This is a genomic window from Variovorax glucosi (assembly GCF_051216695.1).
In the GTDB taxonomy this organism is placed as follows: domain Bacteria; phylum Pseudomonadota; class Gammaproteobacteria; order Burkholderiales; family Burkholderiaceae_C; genus Variovorax.
Genome location: NZ_JBPJZE010000005.1, coordinates 191288 through 206629, shown reverse-complemented (window position 1 = coordinate 206629; position 15342 = coordinate 191288). Strand labels below are relative to the sequence as shown.

The window sequence follows — 15342 nt, the reverse complement described above, 5'->3', positions numbered from 1 at the left end:
GTGATGTCCTTTCTCCAGCCGCTGGCTCCGCCCTTGGACCTCTCCGTTGCCGTTAGAGAAACGCGCTCGACCTGCCCCTACTGCGGTGTGGGATGCGGCGTGATCATCGAGTCCGTCGGGGCGCAGATCACTGGCGTGCGGGGCGACCCGGACCATCCTGCGAACTTCGGGCGGCTGTGCACCAAGGGGGCGACCCTGCACCTGACGGCGGCGGCCGAGGTGACGCACCAGACGCGCCTGCTGCAGCCATTGCGGCGGGTCGTGCGCGGCGCGGCGCCGGTAGCCATCGGCTGGGACGACGCGCTTGATGGCGCGGTGGCCGAGTTTGCCCGCGTGATTGATGCGCACGGGCGCGACGCGGTGGGCTTCTATATCTCCGGCCAGTTGCTGACGGAGGACTACTACGTCTTCAACAAGCTGGTGAAGGGGTTGATCGGCACCAACAACCTGGATACCAATTCGCGGCTGTGCATGAGCAGCGCAGTGGCAGGCTACAAGAAGACACTGGGCGCCGACGCGCCGCCGGCGTGCTACGACGACTTCAACCACGCGAGCTGCTTGTTCATCTCCGGCAGCAATACGGCCTGGGCGCACCCCATCTTGTTCCGCCGCATCGAGGATGCCAAGCGCGCCAACCCGGCGATGAAAATTGTGGTGGTAGACCCGCGCCGCACTGACACCTGCGAGATCGCCGACCTTCACCTGGCCCTCCAACCGGGCACCGACGTGATGCTGGCGCACGGGATGCTGCACCTGATGCTGTGGGAGGGCTGGACGAAGCCCGACTACATCGCCGAGCACACCAGCGGCTTCGACGCCCTGCGCGCGCTGGTGCGCGACTGCACACCCGAACGCGTAGCGCAGGTCTGCGGGATTACAGCCGAGGACTTGCTCGTAGCCGCACGGCTCTTCGCGACATCCACGGCAACGCTGAGCCTGTATTGCCAGGGACTGAACCAGTCCTCCTCGGGCACGGCCAAGAACGCCGCACTGGTTAACCTGCACCTTGCGACAGCGCAGATCGGTCGCCCGGGTGCGGGACCATTCTCGCTCACCGGCCAGCCCAACGCGATGGGCGGGCGCGAGGTCGGCGGCATGGCCAACCTGCTGGGCGGCCACCGCGACATGGCCAACGCGGAACACCGCGCCGAGGTCGCCGCGCTGTGGGGCGTGGCCGACGTGCCGGCCACGCCGGGCAAGACAGCGGTGGAGATGTTCGAGGCCGCCGCCGATGGACAAATCAAGGCGCTGTGGATCTCCTGCACCAACCCGGCCCAGTCGATGCCCGACCAGGCCACGGTGCGCCGGGCGCTGGAGCGCTGCGAGTTCGTCGTCGTGCAGGAGGTCTTCGCCACGACTGCCACCTGCGCCTACGCCGACCTGCTGCTGCCAGCAACCACCTGGGGCGAGAAAGTGGGCACGGTCACCAACAGCGAGCGGCGCATTTCGCGCGTGCGGCCGGCTGTACCAGCGCCTGGCGCGGCGCGCCACGACTGGTCGGCCGTGGCGGACTTCGCCCGGCGGCTGGAACGGCGGCTACCAGCGGTCGCGCCGGGCACCCTCTTCCCCTACGCGCTGGACGAAGAAGCTGGCGCCGAGGCAATCTGGCGCGAGCACCGCGAATCGACGCGTGGACGCGACCTGGACATTACCGGGCTGTCGTGGGCAATGCTCGACGCCCTTGGCCCGCAGCAGTGGCCGCTGCCTGAGGGCGCCGCGAGCGGGCGAGCACGGCTTTACGAGGATGGCGTGTTCCCGACGCCTGACGGCCGTGCGCGCTTCCACGTCGCAGCCTACCGGCCGGTGGCCGAGCCGCGCGAGGCGCGCTTTCCGTTCTCGCTCAACACCGGCCGCCTGCGCGACCAGTGGCACAGCATGAGCCGCACCGGCACGCTTGGGCGCCTCTTCGGTCATGCGCCCGAACCCGTCGTGCAGATGAATCATCAGGATCTGGTGCGCCGTCAACTCAAAGACGGCGACCTGGTGCACGTGACCTCGCGGCGTGGCTCGGTGGTGATCCCAGTGCAGTCGAGCCCGGAGGTTGGGCTGAGCCAGGCTTTCATCGCCATGCACTGGGGCGCCGAGTACTTGAGTGGGCGCTCGAGCGCCGGCGAGGCCATCGCGGGTGTGAACGCACTGACCACGCCGGCCTACTGCCCGGACTCCAAACAGCCCGAGCTCAAGCATGCGGCGGTGAAGATCTTGAAGGCGGAGCTGCCCTGGAGCCTGCTGGCGATGGCCTGGCTGCCGGCCGAACAGGCGCTGTCGGTGGAGCGCTCGTTGCGCGCGCTGATGATGAGCTTTGAATTTTCGAGCTGCGTGCCCTTCGGCTCCGGTGGTGCGCTGGTTGCCAGCGACGACGTCGCTATCGAACGCATCGGCATCCTGTTCAGAGCCGCCGCGCATCAGGCGCCCGACGACGCCTTGCTCCAGCGGATCGAGATGCTGCTCGGCCTGGCCGGTGCCGACACGCTGCGCTACATGGACGCGCGCCACGGCCAGCGGCGCTCGGCCCACCTGGTGCGCACCGGCGACGGTAAGGAGGCGTACCTCGAAGGCTTCCTGCTGGGCGGCGATATCCGCGCTGAAGCCTGGATCCGCACGCTACTGCAGGAGCAGCTGCCGGCGCAAACCTTTGGCAGGCTGCTGCTGCGCCCGGGCGCGACCGCGCCGGCCGGCGTGGCAGCGCGCGGCAAGATCGTTTGCAGTTGCTTCTGCATTACTGAAACCGCCATTACCGGCATGCTGGCCGAGTGCACAGGCTCCGAGAAGGAGCGACTGGCCACTCTGCAGGGCACCCTGAAATGCGGCACCAACTGCGGCTCCTGCATTCCCGAACTCCAGCGCATGGTGCGCACTGCCGCGCCCGCCGAAACGGCTCCCGCCCTGTTACCAGCGTCGGGCTGACCGCCGACTGCTTCGCTCCTTACGCACCTGTTCCCCAAGAACGACATTTCTGCGATGACCGCTCCGACCTCTCGTCCCGCTGCAGCCCTCGGCACTTGCACCTTGGTGGGCGCTGGCCCCGGCGACCCCGAGCTGCTGACCCTCAAGGCTGTCAAGGCCATCGGCGCGGCCACCGTGCTGTTCGTTGACGACTTGGTCAACGACGCCATCGTCTCTGCCCACGCGCGCCCCGACGCGCGCATCGTCTCGGTGGGCGAGCGCGGGGGCTGCAAGAGCACGCCCCAAGGCTTCATCGAGCGCCTCATGATCACCGCCGTGCGCGAGGGTGAGACGGTGGTGCGCCTGAAAGGCGGCGATCCGTTCATCTTTGGGCGCGGCGGCGAGGAGGTCGAGCACCTGCGCGAGGCCGGCATAGAGACTGCCGTCGTCAACGGCATCACCGCGGGGTTGGCCGGGGTGACCTCGCTGGGCGTGCCGCTCACGCACCGCGACCATGCGCAAGGCGTCGTCTTCGTCACCGGCCCTGCCAAGCCTGGCACGGCCGTGCCGCAGGACCCCGCCGACTGGCGCTCGCTGGCCGTCACGGCGCGTGACGCTCGGCTCACCCTGGTGATCTACATGGGCATGGCCAGCGCGGCACACATTCAGGCCGAGCTGCTGCACGGCCTGCCGGGCCAGACGCCGGTGGTGGTGATCCAGCACGCAAGCCTGCCGCAGCAGCGCCATGTCGTGACGACCCTGGCGCGGCTCGACATAGTGATCGTGCAGTCTGGACTGGGAAGCCCGGCGGTGATTGTCGTGGGCGACGTGCTCCACGGCCTAGCGGCGGCACTTCCCGCCTCCCGCTTCGGACGTAACGAGAAGAGAAATAACGAGAAGGAATGACATGACCACCCTGATTAAAGCCGCCGAAGTCTGGCTTCCTGATGCGGAGGGCCAGATCCTGGAACTCTCGGGCGGTCTTTACGGCGCCGCCGCTGCCTTCGGTTTCCTCAGCCGGGGCATGTGCTTCGGACGTGGCGAGGGCCTGCCAGGCCTGGCCTGGGAGGAAGGGCGTCCGGTCCTGCTAAAGAATTTGCAATCCGGCCCTTTCCGCCGCGCCGAGGCCGCGCGCGCAGCCGGGCTGAGCTGCGCCGTGGCGCACCCGGTGTTTGTCGACCAACAGTTCAAGGCTGTGGTGCTGCTGTTCTGCGGCGATGTGCAAGCCGAGGTCGGTGCGGTCGAGCTGTGGCGCAACGACCCGCGCGTGACGCCCGACATGACGCTGGCCGACGGCTACTACGGCGCCACGCCCGGCGACTTCGAGACGGCGTCGAAAGACACTTACCTGGAACGCGGCACCGGCTTGCCTGCCCGGGCCTGGCAGCACGAGGCCTCGGTGTATTTTGCCGATCTGGCACACACCACCGGCTTCGTGCGCGGCGACGCCGCCGCGTCGGCCGGCATTCAGAGCGGCATGGCCTTCCCATGCCCGGCACCAGGACGCGAGAACTTCGTGGTCAGCTTCCTATGGGCGTCGTCCGTTCCGGCGGCGCAGCGAGTTGAGAGCTGGATCGCCATAGGCCCGAACTCAGCGCCCACCCTCGCCTACGGCTTTGACGCCGAGGGCACGGCGGCATCGGTCAACTTGGTGCCTGACAACGTCGTCATGCAGGCTTTGGTCACTGCCCTGCCCGCCATCGCCCCGGCGCCTGGACCGGGCTATCACGGCGTGCTGGCCCTACCGATCGCCCTTGACGGCAGCGTGACGGAAGTACTGGCGTTCACGCTCTAATCGTCGAAAAATGGCGTTATGCCTCGCGCTACCGATCCTGAATGCAGTGTTTCGCATCAAAAGCATAGTCGATCAGGTTCTTCGAAGCTTGCGTTTTGGATTTGCCAAAATATGGCAAGAGCAGATTAGGAGGATGCAAGCGAGCCTCAGCGCCACGCCATGTGTTTCAAAAATGGCAGTCCTCGCTACAGTGTTCAAGCGTCGGAAATCGAGCCGGTGATGCGGCGTTTGATAGTCAGCGATGTTGATTTCCACGCAGAACTGACCCAGTGGGCTGCGGATAAAAATTTGGACTGGTTTTATGCCGCAAGTCCAAGACAGAAGCCTTAGCAAGCTACATTGTCGCGCGAGCATGCTTTGCGAGACATCGATCGTGTGAGGTGAGCGTCCCCCGTTCTCGACAGCCAGCCCGCCTAACCGATTATTTATACAGACGAGTCAGATGGACTCCAGACATACGAACTGTCGTCTATTTGACAAGTGGCAAATAACGTTACGAATCTTTCAAGCATGATCGATGGCATGGTTGGTACGCACGCCTGAAACCGACCGTCTGATCGATATTTTACTGCCGCAATTTCTGCAAGCAGCAGATCAGAAGGGACTTTTAGCCGGGTTTTTTTCAAGCGTTGGCTCGGAGTGCTGAACATCGATAGCGTTAGCTACAGCACTGGCATGAACTTACATCCGAAGCGTGTACGTTATTGAAGTGCGTAAAGGTGAGTCCGGGCACGCAGCGCGCCGAGTGCGTATTCAACGAGCAGGTCTGTGCAGTCCCAAGCTGGTTGAACCGCCACACCAAGATGATTTGCGACAGTCAGAGCACCACGCTGGCAGTGCTGATGGCGAGTTGACCTCAAACGCTTATACCGAAACGCGAGCCGATCGAGCAAGGAATTAGCTGAGCAAAGTCAATTGGTCGAGTCCGTTAAGGGTATGGGTTCGAACATATTCCTCGCTTACGTTTCATTTTAACTTTTCGGTATTGAGTTGTGCAAATGTTCCTTGATGGTACAAAACATAGAAAGGACACTTTAGATTTGAAAAAACGTTACTTCTATGAGTACTTCTGTGTCGATGGCACTAGCTGTCAAGGAACTCGAACCTGGTGAGTTTCATTGGATCCTCCTGAATGAAGTCGCATCGGACGACGACCTGCTAAGCTATACGGCACAGACCTTCAGCGAGGCGCACCGGAATGCCGCAGCGGCTTGGGCTGAAGGCTACTTGGTAATGCGTGCAGCGCTGCGTAAGAGGTTGAAATAGTCAACGCTAACGTGGAACCAGATAGTTGATTGCATTCCGTGTGGTAATGCACAATGAAAATAAGCATAGCGGCTGACAATTCATGCATGCATGGTCTTAAACAACTTCCTGAAGAATTTGTCATTTCGCAAGCCTATGAGCTTCGACTGCAGGCTTTACGAGGAAGCACATGGGCAAGAGACATGGCGCACAACTACGAAGTTGAACTGCGCTATCGATTGAAACAGTCGAATGACGACGCGGCGCCTATGTCCGCAAAGTCCAATGATTTCACGATGTCGACCGTGGCTACAAGTGTGGCGAATGTAGATCGGCTCAGCGCAGAGGCAACCGTCGCAACCCGCGGCCATGTCGCCACCGCCGATGCTGCCTCTGACGCCATGACCTAGGTCATTAGCAAGCTTTTGAGCAACCTTCGCGAATTGCTTGGGATGGACATCGCACTCGTCGCAGAGTTTCTGAATGGGCAACGCATTTTTCGGCATGTCGATGTGGATCAGAGCCTGCCAGCAAAGCTGCACGTGGGGGAGTCGGTGCCGCTCGAGGGTACTTACTGGCAGCGCGTGATCGACGGACGGCTACCTGCGATCACTCCAAATACTGCAGCGTTGCCTGAAACGCAGGAATTGGCCGCAACGCAAGGCTTGGGGATTGGCGCCTACCTGAGTGGACCGGTCGTGCTGGCCAATGGCGAGGTCGACGGGACGCTGTGCTATATCAGTCATCAAGCCCGTTCTGCGCTTGGCTGCCGTCAAGTTGATGGGCTACGCAGTGTGGCCGCCCTTGTCTTCGCAGAGATCGAAAAAAGCCGCCGCGGGCTGTCGGAACGTTGATAGCGATTCGCTACGCGTTATTGCTTGGGTCCAAATTGGGCCAGCGCCTAGGGTGAACATAAGGTAGGACCACGATGGCTGAGAAACTGAGGCACTTGCCGGATCAGTTGTCCAAGAGTCCGCCATCAGGCGTTCAACCCTGGCCGTCAGCGTTTGCCTGCTCGCGGATATGTGCCTCGACCAGCGATGCACGCTGTCTTAGCAGCCACCTTACTTTCGAAGCGGCGACGGCCCGGCAACGCATTTGGCCTCCGCGCTGCACAGGCCCGCAGAGCCCGGTGTGCCCAGCACTATGGACAGTTTGACACCGGCAACACCACTGCAGCGCTGCGGAGCTTCGTTGTAGATGACATGCATCCTTGCGATGTCGTCAGGCACGCGATGCCCTAAGGTTATGATGATAGTCTTAGGTGTCAGGCCGTTTCGCCCTACCGGCTATCCATTACTTCACTTATCTTGCTGGCCAGCGTTTTGATCGTGTAGGGTTTGGCCGGAAACTGCATCCCTAGGTCGATCACGCCGTTGTGAACTAGCGCGTTACGCGTGTAGCCGATGGTTTAAGGCACCTTCAGGTACGGCAAGCGTTCCGGCACTTTTTCTGCCAGCTTCCGCCCGGTCATGCCCGGCATGACAATGCCGGTGAAAAGCAGCACTGCATCCCAGACCGCATCGATCATCGCCAAGGCCTCCGCACCATTGGCCGCATGCAGGACCGTGTAGCCTAGGTTGCACAGCGTCTCCCTGGCGATCACACGCAGGCGGACATCGTTCTCCAACGGTTTTTTAGCTGCGCCATTTAGTGGAACTACGAGGCAAGCCAGATAACCTCCATTGAGGGCTAGATGCCAGATGAACTGGGCACCGACCAAGTAGCGATATATGGCTACCTGTCATGAATACTGCGATCGCAAATATCGCAAAAATATTTTTAAAACTCTTGAGCAATCCTTTTCCGTTTCTCGTCGACGGTGGCGAAGCCGCCCGCGTGATTCGAGAGCGATTGGTCGTGTCACCCCTAGGTCGGCCGGAGACGTGGTCGGCCGAGTTCAAGACCGCGCTGTCCTCGTCCTCAACTCTCCAGAAAGCATGATCCTGGCATGGGGGCAGGAACTGCACTTCTTATTTAACGACACCTACGCCGCGCTGCTTGGACTGCGCTTGCCGTGGGCGATTGGGGGAGCGGTTTGACCGCGTGTGGGCGGATGCCTGGGAACAGGCTCAGCCGATGATCGAGGATGCGTTCGCAGGTTGGAGGCGCCATTTCAAGGATTCGCCCTGGAAGATCGACACCGACTGCGGGCTCGCTGACATCTGGTTTTCGTTTTACTATTCGCGCGTGCTCGACGGCGGTGGAGAGGTCGTGGGACAGTTCATCTTCACCAACGAGACCCTGCAACGAGTACTGGCCGATGCAGCTCTGAAGAAGAGCCAACACGTGCTCGAGCAGGCACTCGTCGAGGTGCGCAGCCTGATGCCACCCTGGAGCAGCACATCGAGGAGCGCACGACGGAGCGAGACCGCTTGTGGCACATATCCCCCGATCTGCTCCTAATCATCGGCTTACAAGGATTCTTCCGGCGAGTCAATCCGGCCTGGATCGTTCTGCTCGGCTACGCGCCAGATGAGTTAGTCGACCACCATGTCAACGAGTTCGTAGTTCCTGAAGATCATGACCAGACCGTCGACACCTACACCAAGACTGCAGCCGGGGAAATGCCACGTGTCGTCAACCGCTACCGTCACAAGGACGATTTGATGCGTTGGATCGCCGCGAGGCCTTTAGGTTCGCGCGATACACTGATGTTTGTCATGTACGGCCGTCGCCATCTCCATCGCTGCACTACCGCGTTCTTCGTGGTCCTGGCGCTGCTGTTCTCCCAGCTGGCACTGGCAGGCTACGTTTGTCCCGGCACATCCGACGCCGAGTCGATGACAGAGATGGTAGCCATTGGGATGCCTTGCGAAGGCATGGACACGGCGCAGCCAGTGTTGTGCTTTCAGCATGCCGCCGATCTCTCGCTGTCCTATGAGCCAGTGAAGTTGGCAACGCCCTCGCTACCTGCCATCGTGCAAGTTGTGGTGATGCCCTTGGTGCTAGTGTCTGATGGTCATGCCTTTCCACCTCAGGCCGTGCCCGAGCGTCAACATCCCCCGCCTGACCCCGTTTTTCTCGCGACCCACAGACTTCGCGTCTGAAATCTCCGTCGACTGATCGGCGCTGGTGCGGCTTATCTGCTGACCAGCGATTCACTCGTTCGTCTGCGGAGTTCTCATGTCTTTCTTTTGTTTTCGCGCGGTCGCATGGACTGCTTTGCTTGCGCCCTGTCTGGCAACGGCGGCTCCCTTGTCGCTAGAGGCGGCACTTCAGTTCGCTGCTCAGCGCTCCCACACCACACGCGCCGCCCGTGCGAGCGCCCTCAGCGCCTCTGAGGCAGCGCAAGCTGCCGGCCAGCTTCCCGATCCGATGCTGCGTGTAGGCGTCGACAACCTTCCTGCAACCGGTCCTGATCGTTTCAATGCCAATCGCGATTTCATGACAATGAAACGCGTTGGCATCAGCCAGGAATGGCTGTCTTCCGAGAAACGCGATGCGCGGCAGGCTGTCGCCGATGCCTTGGTCAGCCGCGAGGCGGTGCAGGTGCAAGTTGTCGCAGCTGATACCCGCCGCCAAACCGCCCTGGCCTACCTGGATGCTTTCTACATCGGCGAGGGCTTGAAGCTCGCGAAGCTCATGGAACATCATGCGCATGAGGAACTGGAGACCTCCCGGTCACGTTTGTCCTCGGCCACGGGAAGCAGCCAAGAGGTTCTGGCGCTGACCAGTGCACGGGGTGCATTGCAAGACGAGACGGCCGACCTCCTGCAGCAGCAAGGCAGCGCCGGCGTCGCTTTCCAGCGCTGGGTCGGCATTCCACCTGAAGAGTTGGTACCTCCCGGCGCATTCATGCTTCCGGCCGAAGAAGCCTACGTGACCACCCACCCTGCCGTCGCGGCCATGCAAAGCGAAGTGGAGGTAGCAAAGCAGACGGCAAGCGTCACCGCGTCCAACCGCACACCCAACTGGACCTGGGAGGTCGCCTACGGTCAACGCACCGGCTACTCGGACATGGTGTCGGTGGGCGTCAGCATCCCGCTGGCCATCGCACCGGGTGAACGCCAGGACCGGGATACAGCCGCCAAGCTGGCGCTGGTCGAGAAGGCAGAGGATGACTTCGCCGAGGCGACCCGCGCTGCCACTGCCGAATACCGGTCGCTGCGCGGTGAAGCACAACGGCTGACGCAACGAATCGACGGTTACCGAAGTGCTGTCGTCGCGCCGGCCAGTCAACGAACAGCCGCAGCCATGGCGGCGTACCGATCCAACCAAAGCGGCCTTGTCGTCCTGTTCGAAGCGCGGCGTGCCGAGGTCGAAACGCAGCGCAAGCTCCTGGCGCTGCAGCGTGAGCTGGCCCGAACCCAAGTCCAACTGGCCTTCCGGCCGCTCGCTGCCGAGGTGTCGCCATGAACAGAATCCATGTCACCAGCCTCTCGCTGTTGGGCGCCCTGTTGCTTGCTACCGGTGCCTTCTACCTGGGACGCGGGACAGGTCCATCCACGGACGCGACGATGGCTGCATCCGCCACCGCCTCCGTCAGCGAAGGCCGCAAAATTCTCTACTGGCATGATCCCATGGTCCCTGGCCAGCGCTTCGACAAGCCCGGCAAGTCGCCGTTCATGGACATGCAGCTGGTCCCTGTGTATGCAGACACTGCAACGGGCACCACCGGCGCAGCGGGTGTTCAAGTCAGCCCGGCGGTCCAGCAGAACCTGGGCATTCGTGTGGCCTCCGTCAGACGGGCAGAAATCTCTGCTTCCTTCGACGCACTTGGCAGCGTCCAGTTCGACGATCGGCTCAATGTTGCCGTGCAGACGCGGGTGGCTGGCTATGTCGAACGACTGTCGGTACGCGCGCCGATGGAGCGGGTGCGCAAGGGCCAAGCCCTGGCCACGGTTTTTGCGCCGGAATGGCTCGGGCCGCAGAACGAGTGGCTGGCGCTCCAGCGCGCTGGCGTTTCCTCCGACCTCGTCACGGCAGCGCGCGATCGCATGCGTGCCATGTCCATCCCGGCCGATCTGATCCGGCGCAGCGAAGAATCAGGGACCGCGCAGGCGCTCTACGTTTTGACGGCGCCCGCCGATGGCATCGTGGCCGAGTTGAACGTGCGCGAAGGCTTCGCGGTCACGCCCGGCACGACGCTGTTTCGCATCGCTGGCTTGGGAAAAGTCTGGGCGGTGGCTGAAATCCCGGAAGCGCAGGCCGTGCGCTTGATGCGGGGTCAGAAGGTCAAGGCCATCCTGCAGGCCGATGCAGCGCAATCATTCGACGGCGCGCTCGACGAAATCCTGCCCGAAGTCAGTACCGCCACGCGCACCTTGAAAGCGCGCTTCGAGGTCGACAACAAGAATGCCAAGCTGGTGCCGGGCATGCTGCTGAGGTTGCAGGTGACTGGCGCCAGCAGCCTGCGGTTGGTGGTGCCCTCCGAAGCCGTGATCCGCACCGGCAAGCGCGCTGTCGTCATCGTGCGCAAGGTCGATGGCGCGTTCGAACCGCGTGACGTGTCACTCGGCGCGGACATGGGCGAGGAGATCGAGGTGGTCTCGGGCCTGGCCGATGGGGACCAGGTGGTGGCCAGCGGTCAGTTCCTGATCGACTCGGAAGCCCGGCTGCGCTCCGTGTTGGGCAGCATGTCACCTACGCCCTCAGCACCAGCTTCGCCCTCGCCATCGCCATCGCCCGCCGCAGCCATGCCATCGGCCACCGTGCTGCACACGGCCCAAGGCAAGGTCGAGAGCGTGGCGCCCGATGGCATCACGATTTCGCACGGCCCGGTTGCCACGCTCAAGTGGCCTTCCATGACGATGGGCTTCGCAAAGGCTGCGCCAGATGCTTTTTCGGATATCCAGCCGGGCCAGACGGTTCGCTTCGAGTTCAAGGAAGGCGGTCCTACGGGCTACGAACTGGTCTCAGTTCAGCGCGTGCAATCGGGCGCCAAGCCATGATCGCCGCCTTGATCCGGTGGTCGGTCGGCAATCGCTTCCTGGTGCTGATCGCGACCCTTTTCCTGGTGATCGCTGGTGGCTGGTCGGTTGCCCGGACACCGCTTGATGCCCTTCCCGATCTCTCGGACACGCAGGTCATCATCCGCACGCCGTTTCCCGGCAAGGCGCCTCAGGTGGTGGAGGACCTGGTCACCTACCCACTGACCACCACCATGCTCAGCGTGCCCGGTGCCAAGACCGTACGCGGCTACTCGTTCTTCGGCGATTCGTTCGTCTACGTGCTGTTCGACGACAAGACCGATCCGTACTGGGCGCGCTCGCGCGTGGTGGAGTACCTCAATCAGGTGCAGAGCAGGCTGCCCATAGGCGCCAATGCCTCGCTGGGTCCTGATGCCACCGGGGTCGGCTGGGTCTACGAATATGCGCTGATCGACCGCACCGGCACGCGCGACATCGGGCAGTTGCGCGCGCTCAACGACTGGTTCCTGAAGTTCGAGCTGAAGACCGTGCCCGACGTGGCCGAGGTCGCCAGCATCGGCGGCATGGTGCGTCAGTACCAAGTGGTGCTGGACCCCGACCGCATGCGGGCCCTGAGCATCACGCAGTCGATGGTTGTGGATGCGCTGCAAGCGGCCAACCAGGCCTCAGGCGGGTCGGTCGTCGAATTTGCCGAGGCCGAGTACATGGTGCGTTCGCGCGGCTACCTGCGCTCGCTAGACGATTTCCGCTTGATCCCCTTGAGCACGACGAACGGGACGCCAGTCCTGCTGCGTGACGTGGCGACGGTCCAGATCGGACCGGAAATGCGCCGCGGCATTGCCGAGTTGGACGGCGAAGGCGAAGTGGCGGGTGGCGTCATCGTCATGCGTTCGGGCAAGAACGCTCGCACGACGATCGAAGCCGTCAAGACCAAGCTCGAAGCGCTCAAGCCGAGCTTGCCGCCGGGTGTCGAAATCGTGCCCACCTATGACCGGTCACTGCTGATCGACCGCGCTGTGGAAAACCTGCGCGACAAGCTGATCGAGGAATTCGTCGTGGTGGCGCTGGTCTGCGCGGTGTTCCTTTTTCATCTGCGCTCGGCACTCGTGGCGGTGGTGGCACTGCCGATCGGCGTGCTGTCGGCGTTCATCGTCATGCACTGGCAGGGTGTCAATGCCAACATCATGTCGCTCGGCGGCATCGCGATCGCCATCGGTGCCATGGTCGACGGCGCCATCGTGATGGTCGAGAACGTGCACAAGCACATCGAAGCCTTCGAGACCGCGCACGATCGTCAGCCCACAGTGGCCGAGCGATGGCAGCTGGTCACCGAGGCCTCCGTGGAAGTCGGGCCCGCGCTGTTCTTCTCGCTGCTGGTGATCACGCTGTCTTTTGTGCCGGTGTTCTCGCTCGAAGCGCAGGAGGGTCGCTTGTTCTCACCCTTGGCTTTCACCAAGACCTACGCGATGGCAGCAGCGGCCGGCCTGTCGGTGACGCTGATACCGGTGCTGATGGGCTACCTGATCCGGGGACGCATTCCCCATGAAGCCTCGAACCCCGTGAACCGCTTTCTGACGGCGGTGTATCGACCCGCGCTGGAACTGGTTCTGCGGTTTCCCAAGGGCACGCTGGCCGTGGCTGCCGTGCTCCTGGCGCTGACGGCGGTGCCGCTGACGCGATTGGGGGGTGAGTTCATGCCACCACTTGACGAGGGCGACCTGCTCTACATGCCCTCCGCCCTGCCGGGCCTGTCGGCATCGAAGGCGTCCGAGCTGCTGCAGCAGACCGACCGCCTGATCAAGACCGTGCCGGAGGTCGCACGCGTGTTCGGCAAGGCAGGCCGTGCGGACACTGCAACCGACCCAGCACCGCTTGAGATGTTCGAGACCACCATCCAGTTCAAGCCGAAAGCGCAGTGGCGCGCGGGCATGACACCGGACAAGCTGGTCGAAGCGCTGGACCGGGCCGTCAAGGTGCCGGGCCTGACCAACGTATGGGTGCCGCCCATCCGCAACCGCATCGACATGCTGGCCACGGGCATCAAGAGCCCGGTGGGCATCAAGGTGGCGGGAGCCGACCTGGCCACGATCGATGCGCTGACCACGCAAATCGAAGCGGCGGTCAAAGGCGTTCCTGGCGTGTCGTCGGCACTGGCAGAGCGCTTGACCGGCGGACGCTACATCGACGTCGACGTGGATCGGCTGGCCGCCGCGCGCTACGGGCTCTCGGTGGCAGCCGTGCAGTCGGTAGTGTCCACGGCCATTGGTGGCGACAACGTGGGCGAGGTGATCCAGGGTCGGGAGCGTTATCCGATCAACGTCCGCTACCCACGCGAGATCCGCGATTCGCTGGAACGGTTGCGACAGCTGCCCTTCGTGACCGACAAGGGCGCGCAGCTGCTGCTGGGCGATGTGGCAAAGATCACCGTCGAGGACGGACCACCAATGCTGCGCAGCGAAAACGCTCGGCTGTCAGGTTGGGTCTATGTCGATGTCCGTGGGCGCGACCTGCGGTCTGCCGTCACCGACATGCAGGCGGCAGTCGATCGGGCCGTGAAGATGCCAGCGGGCTACGCCGCGTCGTGGTCCGGCCAGTTCGAGTACTTGGAGCGCGCGACCGAGCGGCTGAAACTGGTGGTGCCAGGCACCTTGGCAGTCATCTTTGTACTGCTCTACCTTTTGTTCCGATCGTTTGGCGATGCGGCTCTGGTGATGGCAGCTGTGCCGTTCTCGCTCATCGGCGGCTTCTGGCTTGTCTGGATGCTGGGTCATGCGATCTCGGTCGCCACGGCAGTGGGCTTCATCGCGCTGGCCGGGGTGGCTGCCGAGTTCGGGGTCGTTATGTTGGTCTACCTGAAGAACGCGCTGGCACGGCGTATCGAAGCAGGCGAGCCGATGAATGACGAGACCCTGCTGGCGGCGATTCGTGAGGGCGCGTTGTTGCGCGTGCGACCCAAGGCCATGACTGTTGCCGTCGTCATGGCGGGACTCTTGCCCATCCTATGGGGAAGCGGCACGGGCTCGGAGGTAATGACTCGTATCGCCGCGCCGATGGTCGGCGGCATGGTTACCGCACCGCTGCTGAGCATGCTGGTCGTTCCTGCTGCGTGGTACCTGATGCACCGACGTGATCGCGCCGGACGGACCCTTCTGTCAACCGGTTCTGCTCAATCCTCCCAAGGAGTTACTTCATGAAAACACTGCTTTCTTTCGCATTTGGCCTGCTCATCGCATCTGCGGCCTCTGCTCAAACCCAGATGTCCAAGGACGCGATGTCGTCCATGAAGATGCCTGCCGCAAGCAAGCATTCATCAGTTGTATGGACTGATGCCGTCGTTCAAAACATTAACACTGCCAAAAATATGATTGTGCTCAAGCATGGTGACATCACCAATCTCTCCATGCCGGCAATGACGATGGGCTTCGACGTGGCGAACAAGAAAATGCTCAACACAGTCAAAGCGGGAGACAAGGTCCGGTTCCATGTCGAACTTCTAAATGGCGCGCCGACTGTGACACACCTTGAGACTGCGCACTGAACAAG

The 15342-nt window shown here is 62.6% G+C and carries 13 protein-coding genes; 12 read left to right on the top strand and 1 reads right to left on the bottom strand.

Annotated elements, in window-relative coordinates; translation table 11 throughout:
* Positions 1–3 precede the first annotated feature (3 nt).
* The 5 genes from ACSFA3_RS21775 to ACSFA3_RS21755 all read left to right on the top strand — a co-directional run bounded on the left by ACSFA3_RS21775 (position 4) and on the right by ACSFA3_RS21755 (position 6780).
* A complete protein-coding gene (locus ACSFA3_RS21775) occupies positions 4–2907 on the top strand; it encodes a nitrate reductase (RefSeq protein ID WP_435507587.1) in 2904 nt (967 codons plus the stop codon).
* Positions 2908–2961: 54 nt separating this feature from the next.
* Positions 2962–3792, top strand: a complete 831-nt coding sequence (gene cobA / locus ACSFA3_RS21770; protein WP_435507586.1) for a uroporphyrinogen-III C-methyltransferase — start codon at positions 2962–2964, stop codon at positions 3790–3792.
* Position 3793: 1 nt separating this feature from the next.
* Positions 3794–4681 (top strand): hypothetical protein, encoded by an 888-nt coding sequence (locus ACSFA3_RS21765; protein WP_435507585.1) that lies wholly within the window; start codon positions 3794–3796, stop codon positions 4679–4681.
* A gap of 1352 nt (positions 4682–6033) precedes the next feature.
* Positions 6034–6336 (top strand): hypothetical protein, encoded by a 303-nt coding sequence (locus ACSFA3_RS21760; RefSeq protein WP_435507584.1) that lies wholly within the window; start codon positions 6034–6036, stop codon positions 6334–6336.
* Positions 6337–6351: 15 nt separating this feature from the next.
* On the top strand, positions 6352–6780 hold the full coding sequence (locus ACSFA3_RS21755; protein ID WP_435507583.1) for a GAF domain-containing protein: 429 nt from the start codon (positions 6352–6354) through the stop codon (positions 6778–6780).
* Between the two features lie 557 nt (positions 6781–7337).
* Here ACSFA3_RS21755 and ACSFA3_RS21750 read toward each other — a convergent pair.
* Complete coding sequence (locus ACSFA3_RS21750; RefSeq protein ID WP_435507582.1) at positions 7338–7649, bottom strand: response regulator; 312 nt, start codon at positions 7647–7649, stop codon at positions 7338–7340.
* 23 nt (positions 7650–7672) lie between these two features.
* On the opposite strand from ACSFA3_RS21750, the gene ACSFA3_RS21745 reads away from it, so the two are divergent.
* The 7 genes from ACSFA3_RS21745 to ACSFA3_RS21715 all read left to right on the top strand — a co-directional run bounded on the left by ACSFA3_RS21745 (position 7673) and on the right by ACSFA3_RS21715 (position 15337).
* On the top strand, positions 7673–7870 hold the full coding sequence (locus ACSFA3_RS21745; RefSeq protein WP_435507581.1) for a hypothetical protein: 198 nt from the start codon (positions 7673–7675) through the stop codon (positions 7868–7870).
* A 135-nt stretch (positions 7871–8005) separates the two neighbouring features.
* On the top strand, positions 8006–8332 hold the full coding sequence (locus ACSFA3_RS21740) for a hypothetical protein (protein WP_435507580.1): 327 nt from the start codon (positions 8006–8008) through the stop codon (positions 8330–8332).
* A complete protein-coding gene (locus tag ACSFA3_RS21735) occupies positions 8302–8976 on the top strand; it encodes a PAS domain S-box protein (protein ID WP_435507579.1) in 675 nt (224 codons plus the stop codon). Before ACSFA3_RS21740 ends, ACSFA3_RS21735 begins: the two co-directional genes overlap by 31 nt.
* A gap of 76 nt (positions 8977–9052) precedes the next feature.
* Positions 9053–10285, top strand: coding sequence for a TolC family protein (locus ACSFA3_RS21730; protein ID WP_435507578.1), 1233 nt, complete (start codon positions 9053–9055; stop codon positions 10283–10285).
* Positions 10282–11820 (top strand): efflux RND transporter periplasmic adaptor subunit, encoded by a 1539-nt coding sequence (locus ACSFA3_RS21725; RefSeq protein ID WP_435507577.1) that lies wholly within the window; start codon positions 10282–10284, stop codon positions 11818–11820. Before ACSFA3_RS21730 ends, ACSFA3_RS21725 begins: the two co-directional genes overlap by 4 nt.
* On the top strand, positions 11817–14993 hold the full coding sequence (locus ACSFA3_RS21720; RefSeq protein ID WP_435507576.1) for an efflux RND transporter permease subunit: 3177 nt from the start codon (positions 11817–11819) through the stop codon (positions 14991–14993). Before ACSFA3_RS21725 ends, ACSFA3_RS21720 begins: the two co-directional genes overlap by 4 nt.
* On the top strand, positions 14990–15337 hold the full coding sequence (locus tag ACSFA3_RS21715) for a copper-binding protein (protein WP_435507575.1): 348 nt from the start codon (positions 14990–14992) through the stop codon (positions 15335–15337). The genes ACSFA3_RS21720 and ACSFA3_RS21715 overlap by 4 nt, the downstream gene beginning before the upstream one ends.
* The last annotated feature ends 5 nt before the right edge of the window (positions 15338–15342 follow it).

What these genes read in the sequence shown, in the direction of transcription:
- ACSFA3_RS21775 (WP_435507587.1), top strand. Translation starts at nt 4, where the DNA reads ATGTCCTTTCTCCAGCCGCTGGCTCCGCCCTTGGACCTCTCCGTTGCC.
- cobA (WP_435507586.1), top strand. Translation starts at nt 2,962, where the DNA reads ATGACCGCTCCGACCTCTCGTCCCGCTGCAGCCCTCGGCACTTGCACC.
- ACSFA3_RS21765 (WP_435507585.1), top strand. Translation starts at nt 3,794, where the DNA reads ATGACCACCCTGATTAAAGCCGCCGAAGTCTGGCTTCCTGATGCGGAG.
- ACSFA3_RS21760 (WP_435507584.1), top strand. Translation starts at nt 6,034, where the DNA reads ATGCATGGTCTTAAACAACTTCCTGAAGAATTTGTCATTTCGCAAGCC.
- ACSFA3_RS21745 (WP_435507581.1), top strand. Translation starts at nt 7,673, where the DNA reads ATGAATACTGCGATCGCAAATATCGCAAAAATATTTTTAAAACTCTTG.
- ACSFA3_RS21740 (WP_435507580.1), top strand. Translation starts at nt 8,006, where the DNA reads ATGATCGAGGATGCGTTCGCAGGTTGGAGGCGCCATTTCAAGGATTCG.
- ACSFA3_RS21730 (WP_435507578.1), top strand. Translation starts at nt 9,053, where the DNA reads ATGTCTTTCTTTTGTTTTCGCGCGGTCGCATGGACTGCTTTGCTTGCG.
- ACSFA3_RS21725 (WP_435507577.1), top strand. Translation starts at nt 10,282, where the DNA reads ATGAACAGAATCCATGTCACCAGCCTCTCGCTGTTGGGCGCCCTGTTG.
- ACSFA3_RS21720 (WP_435507576.1), top strand. Translation starts at nt 11,817, where the DNA reads ATGATCGCCGCCTTGATCCGGTGGTCGGTCGGCAATCGCTTCCTGGTG.
- ACSFA3_RS21715 (WP_435507575.1), top strand. Translation starts at nt 14,990, where the DNA reads ATGAAAACACTGCTTTCTTTCGCATTTGGCCTGCTCATCGCATCTGCG.